Annotated in this window: 13 protein-coding genes and 1 pseudogene; 6 read left to right on the top strand and 8 right to left on the bottom strand. The window is 71.4% G+C overall.

Annotated features, from left to right (window positions below):
* Positions 1 to 32: 32 nt before the first annotated feature.
* Positions 33 to 1,700 carry an NAD(P)/FAD-dependent oxidoreductase gene (locus IPK81_24010; protein QQS12498.1) on the bottom strand — a complete coding sequence of 556 codons (1,668 nt, stop codon included), beginning with the start codon at positions 1,698 to 1,700 and terminating at the stop codon, positions 33 to 35.
* 247 nt (positions 1,701 to 1,947) lie between these two features.
* Between IPK81_24010 and IPK81_24005 the strand changes: the two genes are divergently transcribed.
* A complete protein-coding gene (locus IPK81_24005) occupies positions 1,948 to 2,529 on the top strand; it encodes a hypothetical protein (GenBank protein ID QQS12497.1) in 582 nt (193 codons plus the stop codon).
* A gap of 77 nt (positions 2,530 to 2,606) precedes the next feature.
* Entirely contained in the window at positions 2,607 to 3,650 is a 1,044-nt protein-coding gene (locus tag IPK81_24000) for a quinone-dependent dihydroorotate dehydrogenase (protein QQS12496.1), read from the top strand.
* Positions 3,651 to 3,929: 279 nt separating this feature from the next.
* On the opposite strand, the gene IPK81_23995 is transcribed toward IPK81_24000, so the two are convergent.
* Positions 3,930 to 6,029, bottom strand: a complete 2,100-nt coding sequence (locus IPK81_23995; GenBank protein QQS12495.1) for a DUF4139 domain-containing protein — start codon at positions 6,027 to 6,029, stop codon at positions 3,930 to 3,932.
* A 285-nt stretch (positions 6,030 to 6,314) separates the two neighbouring features.
* Positions 6,315 to 7,252: pseudogene (locus IPK81_23990) on the bottom strand (AAA family ATPase).
* 288 nt (positions 7,253 to 7,540) lie between these two features.
* On the opposite strand from IPK81_23990, the gene IPK81_23985 reads away from it, so the two are divergent.
* Positions 7,541 to 7,900: a hypothetical protein gene (locus tag IPK81_23985; GenBank protein ID QQS12494.1), complete on the top strand. Its 360-nt coding sequence runs from the start codon at positions 7,541 to 7,543 to the stop codon at positions 7,898 to 7,900.
* A 140-nt stretch (positions 7,901 to 8,040) separates the two neighbouring features.
* On the opposite strand, the gene IPK81_23980 is transcribed toward IPK81_23985, so the two are convergent.
* The gene (locus tag IPK81_23980) at positions 8,041 to 8,724 is read right to left on the bottom strand and encodes a class I SAM-dependent methyltransferase (GenBank protein QQS12493.1); all 684 of its coding nucleotides are present in this window, start codon (positions 8,722 to 8,724) and stop codon (positions 8,041 to 8,043) included.
* Between the two features lie 77 nt (positions 8,725 to 8,801).
* Positions 8,802 to 10,904, bottom strand: coding sequence for a molybdopterin oxidoreductase family protein (locus IPK81_23975; GenBank protein ID QQS12492.1), 2,103 nt, complete (start codon positions 10,902 to 10,904; stop codon positions 8,802 to 8,804).
* Positions 10,905 to 11,106: 202 nt separating this feature from the next.
* Here IPK81_23975 and IPK81_23970 point away from each other — a divergent pair, with 202 nt between their 5' ends.
* Complete coding sequence (locus tag IPK81_23970; protein QQS12491.1) at positions 11,107 to 12,741, top strand: AMP-binding protein; 1,635 nt, start codon at positions 11,107 to 11,109, stop codon at positions 12,739 to 12,741.
* A gap of 9 nt (positions 12,742 to 12,750) precedes the next feature.
* Here the strand turns inward: IPK81_23970 and IPK81_23965 are convergent, their stop codons facing one another.
* Positions 12,751 to 14,229, bottom strand: a complete 1,479-nt coding sequence (locus IPK81_23965; protein ID QQS12490.1) for a hypothetical protein — start codon at positions 14,227 to 14,229, stop codon at positions 12,751 to 12,753.
* 5 nt (positions 14,230 to 14,234) lie between these two features.
* On the bottom strand, positions 14,235 to 14,663 hold the full coding sequence (locus IPK81_23960) for a DUF1489 domain-containing protein (protein QQS12489.1): 429 nt from the start codon (positions 14,661 to 14,663) through the stop codon (positions 14,235 to 14,237).
* 373 nt (positions 14,664 to 15,036) lie between these two features.
* Between IPK81_23960 and IPK81_23955 the strand changes: the two genes are divergently transcribed.
* Both IPK81_23955 and pbpC read left to right on the top strand, forming a co-directional pair.
* Positions 15,037 to 20,121, top strand: coding sequence for an alpha-2-macroglobulin family protein (locus IPK81_23955; GenBank protein QQS12488.1), 5,085 nt, complete (start codon positions 15,037 to 15,039; stop codon positions 20,119 to 20,121).
* 55 nt (positions 20,122 to 20,176) lie between these two features.
* Positions 20,177 to 22,324, top strand: a complete 2,148-nt coding sequence (pbpC, locus tag IPK81_23950; GenBank protein ID QQS12487.1) for a penicillin-binding protein 1C — start codon at positions 20,177 to 20,179, stop codon at positions 22,322 to 22,324.
* A 135-nt stretch (positions 22,325 to 22,459) separates the two neighbouring features.
* On the opposite strand, the gene queC is transcribed toward pbpC, so the two are convergent.
* Positions 22,460 to 23,158, bottom strand: coding sequence for a 7-cyano-7-deazaguanine synthase QueC (gene queC / locus IPK81_23945; protein QQS12486.1), 699 nt, complete (start codon positions 23,156 to 23,158; stop codon positions 22,460 to 22,462).
* Positions 23,159 to 23,170: the final 12 nt, after the last annotated feature.

The raw sequence follows: 23,170 nt of genomic DNA, 5'->3' as shown, positions 1-23,170 counted from the left end.
CCGCCCGGAGCCTATGGACGGCTGTCGCCGGATCAGCTGGCGGCTGCGGCCGCGGCGGCGACGCGGTCGAACACGAAGCCATCGTAGCCGGCGGCCGCGACGCCCGCGCAATGGTCGCGGTAACGGGTCATCCCGCCCGCGTAGGGCATGAACACACGCGGCTTGCCCGGCACGTTGGCCCCGAGATACCAGCTGTGGCGTACGCGCGCGAGCAGCGTGGCGGCAGCGGCGCGGGCGACCTCGGCGCCCCATCGCTCCATCGCAGGCTCGGTCGTGTCCACGCGCGACAGGCCGTTGGCGCGCATGTAGGCGATGCAGTCGGCGATCCAGTCGACGTGCTGCTCGATGCAGACCGGCATGTTGCAGAGCACAGAGGGACTGCCGGGGCCGGTGATCGTGAAGAGGTTGGGGAAGCCCGCCACCTGAAGTCCCAGGTAGGTGCGCGGGCCGTCCGCCCAGTCCCGCGCCAGCGTCCGGCCGCCGGCGCCCTCGATGCCCAGGCCCATGAGAGGACCCGTCATGGCGTCGAACCCGGTGGCGAAGACGATGACGTCGAGCGCGATCTCACGCCCGCTCTCCAGCGCGATCCCGGTCGGCGTGATACGAGCGACGGGATCGGCGCGCACGTCGACCAGGTCGACATTGTCGCGGTTGAAGGTCTCGAAGTAGCCGGTGTCGATCGGCGGCCTCTTCGCGGCGTAGGGGTGGTCGATGTCGGCCAGCGCGCCGGCCGTCGCCGGATCCTTCACGGTCTCGCGGATGCGGTCCTTGATGTAGTCGGCCAGCCTGGCGTTGGCGCTCTCGTCGAGCATGACATCGCGGAAATTGGCGCGGAACTGGAGGCCGCCGCGCGCCCAGGCCCGGTCGAGGATGGCGCGCAACTCGGCCTCCGTCACGTCGTGCACGGACAGGTCGTCGATGGTGAAGGGATGCCCGTTGAGGGTCGAGCGGGTCACGCGCCGCACCTCGTCGCGGTTGTCGCGGATCCAGGCCTTGAACGCGTCGGTCAGCGGCTGGTTGCGCGCCGGCACGCTGTAGTTGGCGGTGCGCTGGAACACGGTCAGGTGCGCCGCCGTCTCCGCGATCACCGGCGCGGCCTGGATTCCGGTCGACCCGGTGCCGATCTGCCCCACCCGCTTGCCTGTGAAATCGACCCCCGCGTGCGGCCATTCGCCGGTGTGATACCAGGCGCCCGTGAACTCGGCGAGGCCGGGAACGCGCGGGATGTTGGCGGTCGACAGGCAGCCCACGGCCGTGATCAGGAACCGCGCCGACAGCGATTCGCCGGTCCGCGTCGTCACGCGCCACAGGTTGGCGGCCGCGTCGTAGCGGCAACCCGAGACCCGGGTGTCGAAGCGGATGTCGCGCCGCAGGTCGAGCCGGTCGGCGACGTAGCCCAGGTAGCGGCGGATCTCGCGGTGGTCGGGATAGCGCTCCGACCACTCCCAGCCGCGCCACAGCTCCTCGGAGAAGCTGTAGCAGTAGGAATGGCTCTCCGAATCGCAGCGCGCGCCGGGATAGCGGTTCCAGTACCACGTGCCGCCGACGTCGCCGCCGGCTTCCACGACGAGGGTCCTGAGCCCGAGGCGGTCCCTGAGCGCGTGAAGGGCGTACAGGCCGGCGAAACCCGCGCCGATCACCAGCGCGTCGACGGGCTCGCCGGTCCGGAGCGGAGCGTGGGGCGACTGGGGCGCGGACATGCGGCTCTACCTTCGATCCTCGATCCAAGCGGACCTCACTGTCCCGCGCCCGGGCCCGGCGGACAAGGTCCGCGGCGCATCGCCCGCCCGCCGCGTTCGCACCGCGATCCGGCCGGCGCGCGCGGTCCCGGCAATCGCCTGTGACGTTGGCAAAGCGGAATGGTCCATCGCCCGCATCGCCCTTGGAATAACGCTGCCCGGCCGGTGTTGGTGTAGGATGACGCCAGCCGCCCGAGGAGAGACCGCAATGCGCCGCAGGATCGCCGCCGCCCTGATCGCCGCCACCTCAGCCGTGTCCGCCGCCGCGCCGGCGTCGGCCGCGGTCATCACCTCGGCCGGCGCAGAGTCCCCCTATAGCTACCAGGAATACGTCGCCGCCGCCGACGGCCGCGAGTTCCCGGTCGAGTTGCATGGCGACGTCTTCCCCGGCGCCTCGTCGGACGCGTTGGCGCCGGCGGTGCTGCGGATCATGGACCAGGCGCGGCCGGCGAGCCCCGCCACGCGCTTCGCCCGCGCCGGCACGATGCCAGCGGGCTCGCCCGACTACCGGCTGGTGATCGTATTCGGTCCGGCCCGCAACCTGTCGCACCACACGCTGTGCGCGGCGCCGCAGAAGATCGCCCACGAACCGGTGAAGGAGGGCCAGGCGCGGCTGTCGATCGCCTTCTGCCGCGGCACTGACCTGATGAGCCGCGCGGTCGCCACGACGGCGGCGCGCAACGTCGACGACCCGGCCTTCCGCCAGATGTTCGTCGAGCTGTTCCCGGTGCTGTTCCCCAAGCGCAACCCGTTCATGAACGGCCGCGGCTCGGGCTTTCCGCGGCAATAGCGGCGGCGCGGCGGCGTCGAGTAGCCGTCCACAACGGCCGCATGGCGCGGCCGGCGCCGCTCTGCTAACCACGCCCGATGGCCGGCTGGTACGCCCTTCTCGATCCCGTGCTGTCGCGGCTCGACGCCGAGACGGCGCATCGCGCCGCGATCACGGGCGCGCGCGCCGGGGTCGTGCCGCGCGACCGCGGCGTCGACGATCCCTCGCTGGCGAGCTGCGTGTGGGGCCGGCCGTTCCCGAATCCGATCGGGCTGGCCGCCGGCTTCGACAAGAACGCCGAGGTGCCCGACGCGATGCTCGGCGCCGGTTTCGGCTTCGTCGAGATCGGCACCGTCACGCCGCGGCCGCAGGTCGGCAATCCGCGCCCGCGCCTGTTCCGGCTGCCGGAGGACCGCGGCGTCATCAACCGCATGGGGTTCCCCGGCCAAGGCCTCGACGCGGCGCTCAAGCGCCTCGCCAAACGGCCCCGGGTCGGACTGGTCGGCGTCAATGTCGGCGCCAACAAGGACAGCGCCGACCGCGCCGCCGACTACGCGACCTGCGTCGCCGCCACCGCGCCCTACGCCGACTACCTCGTGTGCAACGTGTCGTCGCCCAACACGCCGGGCCTGCGCGACCTGCAGGGTCGCGCCGAGCTGGTGGCGCTGCTGTCGGGCGCCAAGACGGCGCGCGGCGACCACGACGCGCCGCTTTTGGTGAAGATCGCGCCCGACCTGTCGGAGGGCGACGTCGAGGACGTCGTCGCCGCGGCGGTCGAGGTCGGCATCGACGGCATGGTCGTCGGCAACACCACGCTGTCGCGGCCGGCGGATCTGAAGAGTCCGCGCCGTGGCGAGACCGGAGGGCTGTCCGGCGCGCCGCTGCTGGCTTTGTCGACGGCGGTGCTCAAGACCGCCGCGAAATCCGTCGCCGGACGCTTTCCGCTGATCGGCTGCGGCGGCGTCGGCTGCGGCGCCGACGCCTACGCCAAGATCCGCGCCGGCGCCACCCTGGTGCAGCTCTACAGCGCGCTGGTCTACGAGGGTCCGGGGCTGGTGCGCCGTATCAAGGACGAGCTCGCCGCCCTGCTCAAACGCGACGGCTTCGCCAGCGTCGCCGACGCCGTCGGCGCCGATTTGTAGGCGTCCTGCTCTTTCTCCGCCCGCTTGTGGCTAGCGGGCTTGCATATCGGATGGCGACTACCCGCTCTCCGCCGCAAAGCGGGGGAGAGGGCGGGGCCCATGCGAAGCATGGGAGGGTGAGGTGGTCGTCGTATCGGTCGCTATGTAGATGGAGATGCTACGTGCGTCGGTTTCGGACGCCGTCAATTCGACGACCACCACCTCACCCTTCCCGCGCTGCGCGCGGGCCCCTTCCCTCTCCCCCGCTACGCGGCGGAGAGGGAGGAAGAACGAAGCCACCTACCCCAGCGACTTGATGTACGCGACGATCGCCTCGCGGGCGGCGTCGACGGCCTTGTCGGCGTCGCCGCGCTGCTTGGCGAGACCCTCGATCTCCGTCTCCTGGCGGTCGAGCGTCGCGAGGTAGCGCTTGTGCAGGTCGCTGTTGGACGGCACCCGGGCGAGGTTGTCGCGGATGCGGCCCTGCTCCTGCACGATGCGGTTGCGCTGGGCGTCGATCTCGGCGCCGCGCTTCTCGGCCTGCGCCACGTTGCCCTGCAGCCGCAGCAGCTGCGCGAGCTGGTCGCGCGTCTTCTGGTCGAACTCGCGCGCCTTGGCGAAGAACCCGACGCGCTCCGGGTTGGCGTTGAGCAGCGCCAGCTCCTGGCTGACGGTCTGCTCCTGCACCACCTCGAAGGTGTAGGACTCGCCGCCCTTGAGGTCGAACGGCACGCGGTAACGGCCTTCGATCAGCCCGACGTCCTTGGAGTCCGGCTTGACCAGCGTCCAGCCGCCCAGCCGCGGCGTCTCGACGAGGAGCTGGCGGTTCTCGCGCGCCGGCGCCTTGACCTTGTAGGTCACGGTCTGACGCCGCATCACGTCGTATTTGAGCACGCCTTGCACGACGGACCCACGCACGATGACCTCGGTCTGGCCGGTCTCGCGCTCCACCGTGATCTTCTGGTCCAACGCGTAGCTCAGCAGCCGGTTCTCGCCCGGCGGCAGCGCAGAGAGACGCGCGTCGCCGACATAGGCGACCTGGCCGGAGCCGGGCTGGCCGGTGCGCTCGTAGATGGTGATCAGGCCCGGCGGCAGGCCGGTCGGACCGTCGTTCTGGAGCCGCACGGCGGCCAGCGGATTGCGCGGATGCGTCTCGGGCTGATACAGCGCCTGCCGCTTGATCGGCACGTCGCCATTGATGATCGGCACCGAGAGCGTGCGGCCGGTGCCGACCGACAGCGGCGAGGGGAATTTGAACACGACCTGCGTCAGCGCCTCCTGGGCGGCGACCTGCTCGGCCGGCGCGGCCATGTTGCGCGAGGCGGACTCGGCGGGCGCGCCGCCGGCCAAGCCCGGCATCATGCGCCCGTCCATCTGCGTCTGCGCCCGCGGCGCGCCGGGCGCCGGCCGCATCGCCGGCGCGGGTGGCGGCGGCGGTGAGGCACTGGCCTCGCGGCGGTATCGCTCCATCTCGCCGGTGTCGACGCCGGGCAGCAGCTGGCCGATCACCTCGACCGGGATGTTCGGGCGGTCGATGTAGTAGGACTGGTACAGCGCCTGCCGGAACGTGACGGGCTTGCCCGACACCAGCGTCAGCTCGACGTCCTTCCAGTCCTTGCCGCTCATGTTCTCGATCACGGCCCAGCCTTGGAGCTGCGCCCGGGTGGCGTCGCCGTCGGCCGGGATCGTGAGCCGGTAGGACGCCTTCCACAGCGGCGCGCCGACGATATAGGCCACCCGCACGGTGCGCTTGCCCTGCCCCTTCGACGTCAGCTCGATGGAGCGTGCGTCCTTGGCGCGGTTCGAGGCCAGCGCCGCCAACGCCCGCTGCACCTGCTCGCGGACGGCGGGATCGGCGAACTGCAGCGTCTCCGCCTCCTCGAGGATGAACTGCTGCATGCCCTTGTCGGTCATCACCGTGACGCGGTTGCGGGTGCCGACCTGGCGGCCCTCGGGGCTCAGCACCGCCTCGGCGTTGACCGCGACGACGCGGCCGGTGATGGCGCGGGCGCCGCCGATCATGATCTCGGCGCCTCTGAGCGCGTTGAGCAGCGTCGCCGGCGCGCCCAGCGCCGCCTGGTCGAACGGCAGCTCCTTGAACACCTGCGACAGCGGCTCGCGTCCCGGCAGGCTCATGCCGCCGACGCCGCCCTTGTCGTCGTAGACCACGAGGCTCTTGAGCACGTCGTCGACCTGGTCGAGGCCGACCGTGAGCTTCAGCACCGCGTCGTTCTCGACCGCCGCCTCGTACTCGAAATACCCGACCCCGCCCGACGACAGCATGACCCGCTTCAGCGCCAGCTCCTGCGCCAGCGCCGAGGCGGTGGCGAGCAGCGCGGTTGTCAGGCCGACCAGCGTGGCGGCGGCCTGGAGTCGGAACGATCGGCGGATCAGGGACATCGGCGCACCTCGGGACGGGAAACGGGACCGCGACGCTGGACGCGGATCATGACGTTTTCGCGGCGGCCGCGCGAGGAGATCGCGCAAAACTCGCGCGGATCGCGCGCGGCGGGCACCCGCGTCACATACCACGGAGTCGAGGTCCTTCGCGCCGCTCAGGACGATGGCTGCAAGTCCAGTGCGCTAGGAACCACCATCCCGAGCACCGCGGAAGACCTCGGCGCCACGCCTGAATTTCGTCGTCCTGAGCGCAGTGAAGGACCTCGCGGCGGTCCACGCACGGCGCTACTCGGCGGCGTCCGCCCGCTCGTCGTCCGGCCGCGGCTCCGCCGGCGTCTCGACCGCGACGCCCGGCAGGTTCAGCGTCGACACCAGGTCGCGCACCTCCTGCCGCGCGGCGACGTGCGACATGGTCATGGCGACGCCGGTCCGCTCCTCGCGCAAATCGAGCAGCGTCAGGCCCTTGAGGAAAAGCTCGCGGTAGACCACGCGCTCGCTCAGGCCGCGGCTGAGCCGGTAGCCGATGCGCTTGGCCAGGGCCTCGAGCGCCGCGCCCATGTCGCGCTTGTTGCGCGCGGTGAGCGCCGAGAGGCGGTTGCGCATCACGATCCAGTCGACCGGCCGGCCACCCTGCATGGCGCGGATCTGGCGCTGCTTCCACACCGTCTCGGCGTAGATGCTGGGCCGGACCACCTTGAACGTGTCGGCGTCGATGCGCGCCAGCAGGTCGAGATCGACGAAACTGTCGTTGAGCGGCGTGACCAGCGTGTCGGCGTAGGTGTGGGCGTGGCGCGACAGGAAGGTGTCGCTACCCGGCGTGTCGACGACGACGAACTCGCAGGTGGCCAGCAGCTCTCCGAACGCCGCGTCGAGCCGCGCCTTCTCGTCGGCCTCGCTCTCGGCCCGCGTGCCCAGCGTCGAGGGCAGCACGGCGCGGTGCGCCGATTGCGGAGCCCCGGCGACTTCGCGGCGGCGTAGGCGCGGCGGTTCTCGACGTAGCGCGTGAACGTGCCCTGGCGGGCGTCGACGTCGAGCGTGCCGACACGGCGGCCGTCGCGCAGCAGCGACACCGCCACGTGCATCGCGGCGGTCGACTTGCCGGAGCCGCCCTTCTCGTTGCCGAACACGATGACGTGCGCCCGGTCGGCGGCGGGCGCCTGGGCCTGCACGACGCTCGGATTGGCGGCGGCGGGGCGGAACGAGAGCGGCGCGATCAGGGTCATGGCGGGCGTCCGGGGGTTGACGTCGCGGAGCCGGTCTCAAGCCGGCGTTGGCGCCGAGCCTACACCGCCGGCAGTGATCTAGCGACCATCGCCCTTGGGATAACACGTCGCTCCGCCCGTCCGTTCCGGCGCCTTGGCGCGCCACGCCCCTCGCCGTCGTGCGATCCGGGCCCGCGCGCCGCCGTGTCCGAAGTCCATACCGTGAAGCGCTTCATAGGTCCGGGCCGGCACCGGCCCCACCATCCGTCCCGCAGCGGCCCACGCGGCCGGCTTGGAACGGAGACGACCATGAACCGCTTTCCCCTCGTCCTGATCGCGCTGGCGCTCGCCACCACCGCCGTGATCACGCCGGCCGGCGCGCAGCAGACCGAAGCGGAGAAATACCTCAAGCCGCTGCAGGGCTATCTCGATCCGCGGACGAACCGCTGGGTCTACTACGACAACGGCCAGGCCGTGGTCAGCGTGCCGGCCTCCCGCGTCGAGCGGCCGGTGGTGCGCCGCAATCCGCATGTCGGTTCGGGTGGCCATGGCACCGGCCGCCACTACACCACCGGCGGCAACCGAACCGGCACGACCCGCACCCAGACCATCCACGCCGGCGAGCCCCACACCCGCCACCCCGGCGGCTCCGCAGGCCGGGGGCGGTAGAAGACGCCCCTCATCCGCGCCGCGGCCGCCGGGGCGCGCCTCCCGGCACGCCCCTCCACTTGTGCGATGAACCGGTCCCGCGGCTCGTCGCCATGTGAACCGCCACCAGGGAATCGGCGCTTGCCGTTCCGGACGCGATGTCAGGCGGCTGTCTTCTCCGCCGCCCACGCGCCGTAGATGAGGGACCGATAGGGCATCAGAATATTGGTGAAGCCGGCATTCCGCAGAAAATCGGTAATGGCCGCCTCATCACGCGGGCGTATCTCGGTTTCTATCTTCCGCAGCATTCCATCCGCCACCTCAGGTTCCAATCCGGACGCGATGACATTGCCGCGCCACAACCTCAGCAGCGAATCCCGGTCCTGGCCGGCGCCGATGTGAAGATCGGCGCTGTACAGCAGGCCTCCCGGCCTGAGCAATGCAGCGATCCGTTGGAAGAAGGCCCGGGCGGCGGCGTCCGGGCTAAGGTGCTGGGACACGAGGATGGCCGTCGCCGCGTCGAAATCGTGGGGCGGGGTGAAATCAGCAAGCGTCGTATTGCGTATCGCGATGCGCGCGGACAGCCCTTCGTCCGCCACTCGCTTCGCGCAAAGCGCCAGCATCGGTCTCGCTGGATCGATCGCGACGAACGACGCCCGCGGTAGCGCCTTCGCCAGGACGACGAGTTCCTCGCCCGTGCCGCACCCGATGACAAGCACTCGCGCGTCGTCCGGCAAATTCATCAGGTACGCCTTGCACAGGCGGTAGAGGCCTTCGCGTCCGGCGATCGAGGCGTTCGCCAAGCGTTCGTAGTTCGCGGCCCACGCTTCGCTGTAGATTTCCATAGATGCTTCCCTGATCGCCCGACATCGGCGTTGAGCCGCCTCCGACGACGACGGGGGAGAATGAAGGAGCGCGGCGTCTACGCCTTCTTGATCCACACGGCGGTGTCGTGGAACACCGCGCCGCCGTTGGGCCAGCCGGGGTCGGCGCTGGTGATGGCGTTGATGCCGATCTTGCGTTCGAAATGCTTGTTCGGCCAGATGCCCTCGACGACCACGACGCCGGGCTGCTGGCCGGCCTGCGGCTTGACGTGCACCAGCACCTCGCCGCGTTCGTTGCCGAGCACGACACGGTCGCCGTCGTCGACGCCCAGCGCCGCGCAGTCGTCGGGATGCACCAGCGCCGTCGGCCGCTTCTCGCGCGACAGCGATCCCGGCGTCTCGGTGAAGGTCGAGTTCAGGAACGTGCGCGCCGGCGCCGCCACCAGACGGAACGGCTTCTCCGCCGTGGCGTTGTCGATCACGTCGAAATGGTCGGGCAGCGCCGGCATCTCCCGCCACCGGCCGCCGAAGCGCTTCCAGTCCGGCCGGAAATGGAACTTGCGGTCCGGGGTCTCGAAGCCGTCGAGGAAATGCCCGGTCTCGAACGGCTTGACGAAATCCTGGCCGCCCTTCTGGAAGTTGGTCTCGGCGTCCCACATGCCGGAGACCTTCAGGGTCTCGTCCATGATCTCCCACGCCGTCATACCGAAGCCGCGGTGCTCCGCGCCCAGCCGCTTCGCCAGCTCGCAGATCACGAAATGGTTCTCACGGCTCTCGGCGTAGGGTTCGATCACCTTCTTCGCGACCTGGAAATAGGTGTGGCCGGACGCGGTGTAGAAATCGTCGTGCTCGAGGAAGGTCGTGGCCGGCAGCACGATATCGGCGAACGCCGCCGTCTCGGTCATGAACTGCTCGTGCACGCAGAGGAACAGGTCCTCGCGCGCCAGCCCCTTGTGCACGAGATGCAGCTCGGGGCAGACCATCGCGGGGTTGGTGTTCTGCACCAGCATCGCGGTGACCGGCGGGCCGCCGTGCAGCGCCTCCGGGTCGCCGGTGAGGATCGGCCCCAGCCGCGACTGGTCGAGCTCGCGCAGCGAGGTGTCAAGGACATCGGTGCCCTCGATCAACGTCCGGTTCAGCGGATACATCTGGGTGTGGCCGTAGAGCGCGCCGCCGCCAAGCTGGGACCAGGCGCCGGTCACGGTCGGCAGGCAGGTGACGGCGTGCATGTTCGCCGCGCCGTTGCGCGAGCGGCTGAAGCCGTGGTGGCAACGGATGTAGGTCTTCTTCGACGAGCCGTAGAGCCGCGCGAACGCGACGATCTCGGCCGCCGGAACGCCGGTGATGCCCGCCGCCCATTCCGGCGTCCGCGTCGCCACGTGCGCCGCCAGATCGTCCGGGCAATCCGCGTACCTGCGCATGTAGTCCCAGTCGGCGAAGCCCTCCTTGAACAGCACGTGCATGACGCCGCAGGCCAGCGCGCCGTCGGTGCCGGGCCGCACCGCGAGGTGCATGTCGGCCTTCTCGGCCGTGCCGGTCCGGTAGGGATCGACCACCACCAGCTTGGCGCCGCGCTTCTTCGCGGCCATGGCGTGGTGCATGACGTTGACCTGGGTGTTCACGGGATTGCCGCCCCAGATCACCACCACGTCGGAATGCTCGTCGACCTCGCGCATGTCGACGCCGCGCTTGTAGCCGGTGCCGGCGACCCAGCCGGTGTCCGCGAGCGTCACGCAGATCGTCGAGAACCAGCGCGAGTACCGCATCGCGTGGCGCAGGCGGTTGATGCCGTCGCGCTGCACCAGCCCCATCGTGCCGGCGTAGAAATACGGCCACACCGTCTCGCTGCCGTGCGCCGCCGCCTTGGCGATGAACTGCGCCGCGACGGTGTCGAGCGCCTCGTCCCACGAGATGCGCGCGAACTGGCCGGAGCCCTTCGGTCCGGTCCGCTTCATCGGGTGCTGGAGGCGGTCGGGATGGTGCGCGCGCTGCGAATAGCGCGCGACCTTCTCGCAGATCACCCCGGCGGTGTAGGTGTTACGCCGCGAGCCGTGCACGCGGCCGATGGTATGGGCGTCGAGCCGTTCGACCTCGAGCGCGCAGGTGCTGGTGCAGTCGTGCGGGCACACCGAGTTGACCAGCGTCGGCTTCTGCTTGGCGGCCTTGGCGGGGATCGGCGTGGCGCTTCCGTCGGGGGGCATCGGGCGGTGGGCTCCTCAAGAGGTCCCCGATCATACAGGGGCGGCACCGGCCACGGAACCCGCCGCGGCCGCCACGGCGCAATCGAATTGTCCTGCCTTTCCAGCGCAAATCCGGCTTGGCGCGCAAGCGGCTGGCGCCGGAGGCCGGCGGGTCGATAGAGTGCGGCGCGACGAGCAACCCAGGATCGGGACCGACACCGCCATGATTCCTCCGGGCCGCAGCTACGAGCGGGCGCAGGCCGATTTCAGCTGGCCGCGGCCGGCGAAGTTCAACATCGCCCGGGCGGTGTGCGACCGCCATCCGCCGGCGTCGCTGGCGATGATCGTCGAGAACGCCGACGGGTCGGTGCGCAATTGGACGTTCGGCGAGCTGTCGCGCGCCAGCTCGCGGCTGGCAAACGCGCTGGCGGCCCGCGGCGTCGCCAAGGGCGACCGCGTCGGCGTGTTTCTGTCGCAGAGCGCCGAGCTCGCGATCGGCCATCTCGCCTGCTACCGCATGGGCGCCATCGCGCTGCCGTTGTTCACCCTGTTCGGCGAAGAGGCGGTCGAGTTCCGTGCCTCGAACGCCGGCGCCGCCGCGATCCTCACGGACATGTCGCAGCTGCCGAAAGTGCTGGCGGTGCGCGACCGGCTACCCGCCCTCAGGACGATCGTCGTCATCGGCGCCGGCGGACACGCCGGGGGCTTCCTCGACTACGACACGCTGCTGGCGGCGGCGTCGGACTCGTTCCCGGTTGTCGACACCGACGCCGAGGACCCGGCGCTGCTGGTCTACACCTCGGGCACGACCGGCCAGCCCAAGGGCGCGATGCACGCCCACCGCATGATGCTGGGCGTGATCCCGGCGATGAACCAGTGGGGCGATTTCTGGCCGCGCGGCAACGAGGTCATGTGGACCCCCGCCGAATGGGCGTGGATCGCCGGGCTCTATGATTCGCTGTTTCCGGCGTGGTTCTACGGCAACCCCGTCCTCGCGCACCGCTTCGCCAAGTTCGATCCCGAGCGCGCCTTCGCCATGCTGGAGAAGCATGGCGTCGGCGCCAGCTTCATCCCGCCGACGGCGCTGAAGATGATGCGCCAGGTCGAGCGGCCGCGGCAGCGCTGGGGCTACGACGTGCGCAGCGTCTATACCGGCGGCGAGGCGATGGGCGAGGAGCTGCTGGCGTGGGGCCGCGAGACCTTCGGCCTGACGTTGTCGGAAGGCTACGGCCAGACCGAGATGAACCTGATGATCGTGAACTCGCCCAACTGGTTCCCGGTCAAGCCGGGCTCCTGCGGCCGCGCCGCCGTCGGCCGCCGGGTCGCCGTCGTCGATGGCCAGGGCCGGCCGCTGCCGGCCGGCGAGGAAGGCCAGATCGCCGGCTGGCGGCACGACCCCGTCGTCATGCTGGAATACTGGAAGAACCCGGAGGGCACGGCGAGGAAATACGCCGGCGACTGGCTGCTGACCGGCGATGTCGGGCGCATGGACGACGAGGGTTACGTCTTCTTCAAGAGCCGCGACGACGATGTGATCACCTCGGGCGGCTACCGCATCGGGCCGGGCGAGATCGAGGAGTGCCTGATGCGCCATCCCGCCGTGGCGATGGTTGGCGTGGTCGGCGTGCCCGATCCGGTGCGCACGGAGATCGTGAAGGCCTTCGTGCAGCTGCGGCCGGAAGCCGTGCCGTCGGAGGCGCTCAAGCGCGAGATCGCGGAATACGTGAAGACACGGCTGGCGGCGCACGAGTATCCGCGCGAGGTCGAGTTCCTCGACGCCCTGCCGCTCACGACCACCGGCAAGATCCTGCGCCGCGAGCTCAAGCGCATGGACGCCGAGAGGAAGGCGGCGAGGTAGGCCCGCGCGTCAGCGCCACAGCTCGGCGCGCAGGATCCACGGCGTCAGGGCCACGCCGGTCAGCCGCGATTTCAGCGCCGCGTCGCGGTCGAGGCCGAACGTCGCGGTGAGGACCGGCCGCCGTTCGCGCGCCGCCCGGTCGGCGGCGTCGCGCAACTGGGGAACGTCCTCGAACGTGTGGTCGCGCAGGACCACGACGGCGCCGGCCGCCGCCAGACGCGCCGCATCGCAGGCGCGCGCCGCGCCCATGCGGCCGACGACGCAGCGCCCGCGCCGGTCCAGCAGGTATTCGAGCACCGGCTCGGAGGTGACGAACGCGGCATCGGCCGGCGCCTCGGCGTCGATCCACGCCATCACCTCGGTCATCGGGATCGCGAGGTTGCGCTTGAACGGATACGTCGTCGGCAACGTGGTCGCGACGACCAGCGTGGTCGGCAATGCGAGCGCCGCGACGACAACGACACGGAGTGATGGCGCCCGCGGCAGCGCGAGGACGATGGCGGCGCAGACGAAAGGCGCCACGAACAACAGCGCGCGTGGCTGCGAGAGGCCGAGCGCGGCCATGACGATCGCGGACAGCGCGACGAACGACACGGCGACTCGCGCGAGCTCACCGGACCGCGCCGTAGCCGCGTGATCGCGGTCCGCCCGAAGCCATCGCAAAGCGAGCGCTGCGATGGCGAGGGTGGCGACAGCCATGTAGGGCAACATGGCGGGCGCCGGCGACAGCCCGAGTCTCCCCCCGCCGAAGCACCCCAGCGCCAGCGTCAGCGGCGCGACGAGGGCCGAACCGTCGCGGACCTCGCCGGCCTTGGTCGCGGCGTTCCAGAACGTGATCAGCCCAGGTGACGCGCACATCAGGGTCGCTACGATGAACGGGACGTCGCGCGCCCGCTCGAATCGCCGCTGAAACGCATAGCGGCGCATCATCATGACGACGCCCGGCACGACCGCGAGGAAGCTGGTCGACGCCGCGAGGCCGAGCAGCGCGCCCGCGAGGATCGTCGGACGCCCGGCGCGCGACCACACCGCGACGAACACCGCCGCCAGCGCCGCGAACACCGGATACCAGCGCAGCGAGTCGCCGGCGCCATAGAGCAGCGGACAGGCGACGAACGCCGCGATCGCGGCGCGCCGGACGGCGCGGTCGCCGGGGTCGAGACGACGCAGGGTGAGATCGAGGACGATGCCAAATGCCGCGATGGTCAGAACCATCGCGACGACCCGCATCGCCGTCGCGTCGAGACCGAGCGTCCACAGGGCCTTGAAGAACAACGTCGCCAACGGCGGATGGATGTCGCCGCCCGCCAGTGTGCCAAGGAGAATCTGACCGAAGCCGAGCCGCTCGACCGCGACCAGCGTGTGGATCTCGTCGTCGAACGGCGGCCGCGCGTAGAGCCCGGCCACGGCCCCGAGCGCCAGCGCCGCGCCGATGAACACCACCCACTCCGGCGGGCTTAGTCCCGGTCGCGGCGGCGGCGTCGCCATCCGCGTCAAAGCAGCCCGAGGCGTTTCAGCTCCGCCGCCATCTCGGGCGGCAGCGCAGAGGTGTCGCCCTTGGACAGGTCGCGCGGCGCGCGCGCGCCATCGAAGTAGCGCCAACCCTGGAAGGCCTTCATCGCCATCGGCGCGGTCGCGACGACCGTGCGGCGCACCTTGATCTTGCAGTATTTGCGGCCCTCGTCGTCGGCGTCCTCGTCGAATCCGACCAGCGTCTGGCGGGCGCCGACCACGCCCTTGATCACCCAGTACAACGAGCCGCCGTCGAGCAGCTCCTCGACCCGTTTCGGCGTGTTGCGCGTGAACACCCAGTGCGGCCCGTTGCCCTTCTGCCGGCGCTCGCGCCGACGGTTGGCCTGGAGCTCCTTGAGATGGCCGAAATCGCGCACGCCCACCGCGAGCTTGATCAGGTGCAACGCCATTGGTTCTCCGGCCGACGATCCGTCGCGGACTTACCACGGACCAGCCGTCGCGCGCGGTCCGCTCTATCCACAGCGCGCCCGGCGCGCAGACGGACCGCAACCCTGCGGAATTGCGCGAATCAGACACAATGCGGACATGATCCGCGCCTAAAAGACTGGAAGTTGCCGGATTGAGCCGCAACACCTCACAAAGTGTCCAAACCGCCATGGGCGCGAGCAGTCACTTTTCGCTGACGACTCCCGCATGTAGACTGCCAAGCGACGCGATGACGCCGTCGAACCGGGGCCTTGCCGCCCCGCGCCGCCGGCGGTCACATTGCGCCCAAGCCTCGCATCCAAGTCCCCTTCTCCGCACGCCCCGCCGGTGAACGCCATGCAACGCAACACCCTCGCCTCCCTGATCGCGGTCGTCGCGCTCGTGTCGGGATTGGGCGGCTACCTCCTCGGCCATCGCGGCGAGCGTCTCGACGCGCCGCCAGCGGCGCCGACGGCAGCGGCGCCAGCCAAACCCGCGGCCACGCCACCGGCGACGCCGGTGAAGACGGCGACGCCGCCCGCCACACCGACACCCGCCGCGACAACGACACCGGCCGCACCCGCGCAGCCCGCGTCCGCCGCCCCGATTCCGATCCCGGCGACGGCCGGAACGCCGGCGCCGCCGACCGGCGCGCCGGCGCCGTTCCGTTTCGTGCGTCAGACCGTCGGCGGCGAGGCGGCGCCCGAGGCGTGCCTGCATTTCTCGCGGTTGCTCGATGAATCGGGCCGCGTGAAATACGGCGACTATCTGGAGATCACGCCGCCGACCAAGGCGGCGATCGCCGTCAAGCAGGAGCGCATCTGCCTCGGCGGCCTCGACCACGGCGAGGACTACAAGGTGCTGGTGCGCGCCGGTCTGCCGTCGCAGGACGGCGGCAAGCTCGACGCGTCGGAGACCGTCGTGGTGGCGCTTGGCGAGCGCGCGCCGGTGGTCGCCTTCCAGGGCAAGGGCCACATCCTGCCGCGCCAGACCAGCGTCGGGGTGCCGCTGACGACGGTGAACGTCAGCAAGGTCAACGTCCACGTCTACCGCATCGGCGAGCGCATGGTCTCGCAGGTCGGCCGCAGCGCCTCGATCTACTATTCCGACGACGACGAGGCGTTCGGCGACCAGCGCCGCGAGCTGCAGGCCTACGCCATGGACGCCTTCCGCAAGAAGACCGGCGCCCTGGTGTGGTCGGGAACGATGGAAGTGCGCAACGTCCAGAACCGCGCCGTCACGACCGCGATCCCCGTGCGCGAGGTGGTCAAGGACTGGAAGCCGGGCGCCTACGTCGTGGTGGCGTGGAACGCCGCCGACGGCGCCATGGACGTGCTGCTCGACCGCGAGAACGAGAACTACGACTACGAGGCCTACTACGAGCGCAAATTCGCGACGCAGTGGGTGATCGACTCCGACATCGGCCTGACGACCTTCACCGGCGGCGAGGGCATGACGGTGTTCGCGCGCTCGCTGCAGACCGCCGAGGCGCTGCCGGGCGTCGAGGTGTCGCTGATCGCCCGCAACAACGAGGACATCGCCAAGGCGACCACCGACGCGCAGGGCCGCGCGGTGTTCCCGGCCGGCCTGCTGGGCGGCGGCGGCGCGGCCACGCCGATCATGGTGATGGCGCTTGACGCGAAGAAGGCCGACTTCAACCACATCGACATCAAGCGCGCGGCGTTCGACCTGTCCGACCGCGGCATCGACGGCCGCGCCGTCCCCGGCCCGATCGACGCCTTCCTCTACGCCGACCGCGGCATCTTCCGCCCCGGCGAGACCGTCAACGTCACCGCCCTGCTGCGCGACCGCGGCGCCAACGCCATCGACGGCATGCCGCTGACCCTGGTGGCCAAGCGGCCGGACGGCGTCGAGTACCGCCGCGTGACCATGCCGGCCCTGTCGGCCGGCGGCGCGCATTGGCCGCTGGAGCTGACCCGCTCCGCGCGGCGCGGCAAGTGGACGGTCGAGGCCTTCGTCGATCCCAAGGGCGCCGCCGTCGGCCAGATCGAGATCGCGGTCGAGGACTTCGTGCCGCAGAAGCTGAAGGTCGAGATCGGCAAGCTGCCGGCGACGCTCGGCCGTCGCGCCGACATCGACGTGCCGGTGACGTCGGAGTTCCTCTACGGCGCCCCGGCGGCGGACCTCGACGGCGAGGCCGAGCTGACGATCAAGCCCGACCCGACACCGTTCCCCGCCCTGCCGGGCTTCATGTTCGGCGATCCCGAGGTGAAGCTCGAGGTCGATCCGGTGGCGCTCGACATCGCGCGGCTGGACGGCCAGGGCCGCAGCAAGGTGACCGGCGCGCTGCCGGAGGCCGTCGACGCGCTGGTGCCGCTGCGCGGCGAGCTGCGGGTCTCGGTGTTCGAGCCCGGCGGCCGCATGACCAGCACCGACGCCGTGCTGCCGATCCGCACGCGGCCGGTCTATCTCGGAATCCGCGCCGCCGTCGGCGGCCGCGACCTGCCGCCGTGGTACGGCGCCAAGGGTTACACCGGCGCGTTCGTGCCCGAGGGCCACGAGGCGACCTTCGAGGTCGTCGCGGTCGACAACGAGGGCAAGCGCATCGCGCGCCGCGAGCTGGAGTGGCGCATCGAGCGCGTGCACCGGCGTTTCACCTGGTTCCGCGACAACGACGGCCGCTGGCGCTGGCAGGAGCAGGACGACTCCGCCGTGATCGCGCAGGGCAAGCTCGATGCCGCCGCCGATCGTCCGGCCGACATCCGCCAGTCGTTCCAATGGGGCCCGCACAAGCTGGTGGTGCTCGACCGCGAGACCGACACGCGCACGGTGGTGAAGTTCTATGTCGGCTGGGGCTCGTCCTCGGCCGAGCGCGACACGCCCGATTCGATCGGCGTGTCGGCCGACAAGAAGCTCTACGCCGCCGGCGAGACCGCCAAGCTGCGCATCGACGCGCCGTTCGCCGGCGAGGCGCTCGTCGTGCTGGCGAGCGACCGCGTCCTCGACACGCGGACCGTCCGGGTGCCGGCCGGCGCCACCACCATCGACATCCCCGTGTCGGCGGATTGGGGCGCCGGCGCCTACGCGCTGGTGACCGCCTACCGGCCGCTCGGCGCCACAGCGCCCGACCGCGCGCCGGTGCGCGCCGTGGGTCTCGCGTGGCTGGGCGTCGATCCGGCGCCGCGCAGCCTGCAGATCGCCATCGGCACGCCCGAGAAGACGTTGCCCCGGCGCAAGATCGTGGCGCCGGTCAAGGTCGCCAACGCCAACGGCGCGGAGGTCTTCGTGACCCTCGCGGCCGTCGACGAGGGCATCCTCCAGCTCACGAAGTTCCGCACGCCGGCGCCGGTCGATTTCTACTTCGGCAAGCGGCGCCTCGGCGTGGCGATGCGCGACGACTACGGCCGCCTGCTCCAGGACCGGGCCGAGTTCCTCGGCCAGCTGCGCAGCGGCGGCGACGGCGCCGGCGGCGCCGGGCTCGACGTCGTGCCGATCAAGATCGCCTCGCTGTTCTCGGGCATCGTCAAGCTCGACGCCAAGGGCGAGGCCAGCATCGAGCTCGACGTGCCCGATTTCAGCGGCCAGCTCCGCCTGATGGCGGTGGCGTTCGACAAGACCCGCGTGGGTTCCGCCGAGCGCCGCATGTACGTGCGCGACGCGGTCGCCACCGATCTGGTCCTGCCGCGCTTCCTCGCGCCCGGCGACGACAGCCGGGCGACGGTGTCGCTGCACAACGTCGACGGCGCCGCCGGCGAGTACCGCGCCCGCGTCACCACCTCCGGCGCGGTCGCCCTAGCCGAGCCGGTCGACCGGCGGATCTCGCTGCCGGTCAATAAGCGCGAGCAGTTCGCGGTCGCCGTGCGCGGCGGCGCGGTCGGCACCGGCACCGTGTTCCTCCAGGTCGAGGGCCCCGGCGGCTTCACGGTCACGCGCAGCTGGGACATCGAGGTCAGGCCGATCCAGGCGCCGGTCACGCGGCAGTCCGTGGTGCAGCTCACCCCCGGCAAGGACCTGACGGTCGATCGCGAGGTGGTGTCGGACTTCCTGCCCGGCACGGCGAGCGTCACCGTCGCGGTCTCGGCGCTGCGCGGCTTCGACGTCGCCAGCCTGCTGCGGTCGCTCGACAAGTACCCCTACGGCTGCCTCGAGCAGACCACCAGCCGCGCCCTGCCGCTGCTGTACTTCAACGATCTCGCCCTGATCGGCGAGACGCGGCAGGACAACCAGATCCCGCGCCGCGTCCAGGACGCCGTCTTCAGCGTGTTCGACCGCCAGATGGGCGACGGCGGATTCGGCATGTGGGGCGCCGTCGGCAGCCCGGCCGACCAGTGGCTGCAGGTCTACACCTACGACTTCCTGATGCGGGCGCGCGACAAGGGCTACGTCGTGCCGGAGGTCGCCTACCGCAAGGGCATGGCGTGGCTCCAGCGCAGCGCCGAGCGCTTCGCGCCCAACGCCCAGGCCTACGCCTGGTACGTGCTGGCGCGCGGCGGGCTGGCCGACGCCGGCCGCGTCCGCTACTTCCAGGATAATGACGGGCGCAAGACGACCGGCGCGCTGGCCGGCGGCCATCTCGCCGCCGCGCTGACGCTGATCGGCGAACGCGGCCGCGCCGCGACCGAGTTCGCGCACGCCCTGTCGGCGGTCGGCGACACGCCGACCGGCGACTACTACGGCACGGCGCTGCGCGATCTCGCCGGCCTGATGGCCGTCGCGCCGGAGGCCAACCAGCGTCCGGCGCTGGTCCGCCTGGTCGGTCTGATGGCCGAGCAGAAGCGCACCGAGGCGCGGTGGACCACGACGCAGGAGAAGGCGTGGATGCTGCTCGCCGCCAGCGCGACGCTGCAGGGCGGCGGCGGCAAGCTCGACCTGAAGATCGACGGGCAGTCGGTGAAGCCGGAGCGCGATCCCGCCGTGTTCGACGTCGATCTGCGCGACGGCCGCCGCAAGGTGGTCGCCAACGCCGCGTCGACCGACGTGTGGGCCACGGTGTCGGCGCGCGGCGTGCCGACGGCGCCGCTGCCGCCGGAGCAGAAGGGTCTGACGATCTCGCGCGTCTACACCACGCTGAGCGACGGCGCGGTCGATCTTCTCAACGTGCGCCAGAACGACCGGCTCAAGGTCACGGTCACGGTGTGGAACGAGTCGAACGCCTACCGCGAGATCGCCCTGCTCGACCTGCTGCCGGCCGGCTTCGAGATCGAGGGCGTGCAGAAGAGCGAGGAGCGGCCGGTCTCGGTCGAGGCCCGCGACGACCGCATGTTCGCGGCCGTCAACCTGGGCGCCCGCGAGATCCCCGCCGCCCAGCGCTGGTGGTACCGGGACGAGGAGAAGCCACGCAAGTTCGGCCAGGTGACCTACATCGTGCGCGCCGTGACGCCCGGCGCCTACGCCCTGCCGGCGCCGCAGGCCGAGGACATGTACGATCCGCAGACGGTCGCCCGCGGCGAGAGCGGCCGCGTCGTGATCGTGCCGCGCTGAGACCATGGCCGGCGGCGGCGCACCGGACGAGGGCGTCCGCCCGCTCCGCGGGCGGATGTGGCGCCGCGTCCGCCACGCCGCCGTCGCCGCCGGGCTGCTCGCCGCGGGCCTGCTGACGCTCGACAGGCTGGCGCCGCCGGACCTGTCGCGCTACCGCGCCGTGTCGGTCGAGGTGCGCGACGCCGACGACCGCCTGATGCGGACCTTCACCACGCCGGACGGCAAGTGGCGGTTGGCGACTCGGCGGCAGGACGTCGATTCCGGCTACCTGTCGCTGCTCAAGGCCTACGAGGACCAGCGCTTCGACAGCCACATCGGCGTCGACCCGCTGGCCGCGATGCGCGCGCTGGAGCAGTTCGCCACCCGCGGTCGCATCGTGTCGGGCGCCTCGACCCTGTCGATGCAGGCCGCCCGGCTGCTCGAACCGCGGCCCAACCGCAGCTGGAGCGGCAAGCTCAAGCAGGCGGCGCGCGCGCTCCAGCTGGAGTGGCGCTACTCCAAGGACGAGATCCTCTCGATCTACCTCACGCTGGCGCCGTTCGGCGGCAACATCGAGGGCGTGCGGGCCGCCTCGCTACTCTATTTCGGCAAGGAGCCGTCGCGGCTGACGCTGGCGGAGTCCGCCTTTCTGGTCGGGCTGCCGCAGTCGCCCGAGCGGCGCCGGCCCGACCGCTTTCCCGATCGCGCGCACGTGGCGCGCGACATGGTGCGGATGCGCGCCCACGCGCGCGGCGCGATCGACGCGGCGACCCTGGCCGAGGCGTTGAAGCGCCCCGCCCCGGCGCGCCGGCTGGCGATGCCGTCGGCGGCGCCGCATCTGGCGCAGCATCTCGCCACCGGCGCCGCCCCGGGCGCGATCCGCACCACCTTGCGGTCGGAGATCCAGAACGCGGTCGCGCGGCTGGCCGAGGACGAGCGCCGCCGCGCCGGCGATTCGCCGGACATCGCCATCGTCGTGGTCGACAACCGCCGGAGCGCCGTCGTCGCCTGGTACGGCGGCGATCCCTCCGGCCGCCACGCGCAGGTCGATCTGGTGCGCGCCCGCCGCTCGCCCGGCTCGGCGTTGAAGCCGTTCATCTACGGGCTGGCGTTCGACGAGGGCATCGCCCATCCCGAGACCCTGGTCGACGACGCGCCGACGCGGTTCGGCGATTGGATGCCGCGCAATTTCGACCGCGACCACCAGGGCACGCTCACCGTCCGGCGCGCGCTCCAGCACTCCTTGAACGTGCCGGCGGTGGCGGCGCTGGACCGGGTCGGCTCCGGCCGCTTCCTCGCCGCGCTGCGCCAGGCCGGCGTGGCGCCGGCGCTGCCGCGCTCCGAGCAGGCCGGCGGCTCGCTCGCGGTGGCCCTGGGCGGCGTGGCGCTGTCGCCGCTGGAGATGGCGACGCTCTACGCCGCGCTCGCCAACGACGGCGTCGTGGTCAAGCCGAGGCTGCGCGCGTCCGATTCCGCCGACGCCGTCCACCGGCTCGTCACCCCGGCATCGGCCTGGCATCTCGCCGACATCCTCGCCGGCGCGCCGCTGCCCGAGGGCTGGGCCAACCTGCCACGCATGTGGGACGGACAGGTGGCGACCGACCGCGCGCTCGCGTTCAAGACCGGCACCTCGTATGGCTTCCGCGACGCCTGGGCGGCCGGATGGACCGCCGCGTACACCGTCGTCGTCTGGACCGGCCACGCCGACGGCACTCCGCGGCCGGGCCATTACGGCCGACAGTCGGCGCTGCCGCTGCTGCTCAAGGCGTTCGACCGGCTGCCGGCCGAGGATTCGGCGCGCCGGCCCGCGCCGGCCGACGCGCTGGTTGTCGCGCACAACCGCGATCTGCCGCCGCTGCTGCGCACGCTCCAGACAACAGCGACGCGGCTGCAGGCGGCCACGGCGCCGACGGCTTCGCGAGAAGTCAGGCCGGCCGCGCCGACGGCCGCCACGCCGCGTCAAACCATCAGGCCGCCGCGCATCCTGTTCCCGACCGCCGACGCCACCGTCGAGCTCGGTGGCGCCGCGACGGTGGCGCTGCGGGCCGAGGGCGGCAGCGGCAAGCTGCGCTGGCTGGTCGACGGCAAGCCGCTGGACGCCGACCCGTTCCGCGCCCATCCGGCGTGGAAGCCCGACGGTCCGGGCCTCGCGCGTCTGACCGTGATCGACGCCGACGGCCGCAGCGCCAGCGTCAACGTGCGCGTCAAGCTCGCCAGCCGCTGAGTGTCGTCCGGACGACGTGGCCCCCCCTTACTCTCGATGTCATCCCGAGCGCAGCGAGCGAGGGATCTTGGAGCGACGGAAAGATCCCTCGCTGCGCTCGGGATGACGTGAGGGGCGATCATCGGGGAGCCAACTCTAAGCGCCCGCGCGATACCGCTCCCATCCGGCACGACGTAGATCGCAGGCGGGGCAGCCACCGCAGCCGTAGCCCCAGTCGTGGCGTTTCGAGCGGTCGCCGAGATAGCAGCTGTGGGTCTCCTCGACGATCAGGTCGACCAGCGCGGCGCCGCCCAGACGCTCGGTCAGCCGCCACGTCGCCGCCTTGTCGATCCACATCAACGGCGTCTCGACCACGAAGCGGCGGTCCATGCCCAGCGTGAGCGCCACCTGCATCGCTTTGAGCGTGTCGTCGCGGCAATCGGGATAGCCGGAGTAGTCGGTCTCGCACATGCCGCCGACCAGCCGCTTGAGGCCGCGGCGGTAGGCGATGGCGGCGGCGTAGGTGAGGAACAGCAGATTGCGGCCGGGCACGAAGGTCGTCGGCAGCCCGCCCTTCTCGAAGGCGATTGCGGCGTCGCGGGTCAGCGCGGTGTCGCTGATGGCGCCCAGCGCGCGGAGGTCGACGACGTGGTCGTCGCCGAGCCGCGCGCCCCAGACGGGGAACGCCCGCGCGACGGCCTCCCGCACGCGCGGCCGGCACGCCAGCTCGACCGCGTGGCGCTGGCCGTAGTCGAAACCGACGGTCTCGACGCGTTCGAAGCGGTCCAGCGCCCAGGCCAGGCACGCCGTCGAATCCTGCCCGCCGGAGAACAGCACGAGCGCATGGTCGGTCATCGTCCCCCTCTC

Source organism: Rhodospirillales bacterium (assembly GCA_016699855.1).
In the GTDB taxonomy this organism is placed as follows: Bacteria; Pseudomonadota; Alphaproteobacteria; order Reyranellales; family Reyranellaceae.
This window is presented reverse-complemented; position numbering and strand designations above follow the sequence as displayed.